The sequence below is a fragment of the Sphingomonas xinjiangensis genome (assembly GCF_014199255.1).
In the GTDB taxonomy this organism is placed as follows: domain Bacteria; phylum Pseudomonadota; class Alphaproteobacteria; order Sphingomonadales; family Sphingomonadaceae; genus Sphingomonas; species Sphingomonas xinjiangensis.
The window spans coordinates 1-1,423 of sequence record NZ_JACIJF010000061.1 but is presented as its reverse complement, the minus strand read 5'-3'; the positions used below and the strand labels follow the sequence as shown (position 1 = coordinate 1,423).

At 61.3% G+C, this 1,423-nt stretch carries 1 protein-coding gene and 1 pseudogene; both read right to left on the bottom strand.

Annotation, left to right across the window (positions count from 1 at the left end; genetic code table 11):
• The coding region (locus FHT02_RS21270; RefSeq protein WP_184092256.1) for a tyrosine-type recombinase/integrase at positions 1 to 1,161 on the bottom strand (1,161 nt) is incomplete at its 3' end.
• A gap of 69 nt (positions 1,162 to 1,230) precedes the next feature.
• A pseudogene (locus FHT02_RS22350) lies at positions 1,231 to 1,416 on the bottom strand (DUF6538 domain-containing protein); the annotation flags it as partial.
• Between the last annotated feature and the right edge of the window lie 7 nt (positions 1,417 to 1,423).

Below are 1,423 nucleotides of genomic sequence, written 5' to 3'. Positions count from 1 at the left end.
TCTGGCGTGGAGCGCCAGATGAGAGATGTCGATGTCCGAGAACGCGAGCTTGCTGACCGCCTCTTCCAGCACTGCGATCCGATGTCCGTTGCCGTAGTTCTCTGACGCTCCCCGCTTCCCTGATCCGCTCGTCCACCCGCCCAGTGCCATAGCAACATCATGTTCGATCCGCGCTGATCGCAACTCATCGCGGAAGTTGTGCCGGAACGAGTGGAAACAGGTGCGAGCCTGATAGGCACCGCAACTTCGCAGGAATTGCGTGAACCACTTGGAGAAAGCAACGGCGCGGATACCCTTGGTGCCGGGGTCGATCTCTTCGAACAGCTTCGTTCGCCCGTTGCGGCGCTGCTTTTCGACGAAGGCGAGCAAGCCGCAGTCGATCAGATTGCGGTGGATAGGGATCAGCCGTTCGCTCGCACCCGTCTTGAGATTCTTGTCGGTGCTCCCAGCGACCGAATTCTCGGTGATCGCAAGGCACCGGATGCCATCGACCAATCGGACATCAGCGACATCCAGTTGGCAGATTTCGTTCAAGCGCATGCCCGTATGCAGCCCAATCAGCGGCACCCAAAATCGCGCGTTGCGCGGGCGCTCATATCCGGGCTTCGCATAGCCTCGCTCTCCATCGAGACATCCACGATACAACGGAGCATCGAAGATTGCCCGAAGCTGCTCCGGGCTGAATGGGAATCGCTTGTCCTTCTTCGCCGTGTCGTCTGGCAGGCGCAGCCCGCGCATAGGGTTGCGACCGAGAAGCTCCTCATTGACCGCCCAGTTCAAAAAGCTCGACAGGTTCGCGAGGCAGGTGTTCGCGTTGGCTGCGCTAATGAGGTCAGTGTCGCCGCGCGTCCGAGCGCGATCGGCTGCTTGACGGGCGGTGAGCTGCGGAAAGCGCTTGGCAGCGTTTCGCGGCATAAATCGCAGGACATCGATATAGTCGCGGCAATGGGCGCGGGCGAGCGTATGGATCGGCACATCCTCGCCGATCACGGACACTGCGAGTCTACGGCTGGTCTCATATGCCTCGCGCGTTCGAGGCGACCACGCCTGCGTCGGATCACTGAGATACTGCTCATACGCTTCGCCGAGGGTCAGGCTCGGCGCTGGTGGAGCAGCAGGCGCCGCTACCTTCTCGGTTGGGAGCGGAGGAGGACTCGCCATGGCATCGTTGGACGACGGTTCGAGGAGCGTCGGATCACAGGGCAAGCCTGCCATCCACCGGTGATGTTCGATCTCCGCCTCGACCCGAGCCATGACGCTCGGCAACCGGCGCAAAGCGATCTTGAGGCTATCCGTCCGAAGCGACCGCCAAATCTCGGCCCGACCGATCAGGTCGCGAGCATCATGCGGAACGCGGCGGCGATAATAGAACTGAGTGCCCCGGACACATAGCCCAACAGGTCGATTGTGTAGCAGTGCTGTG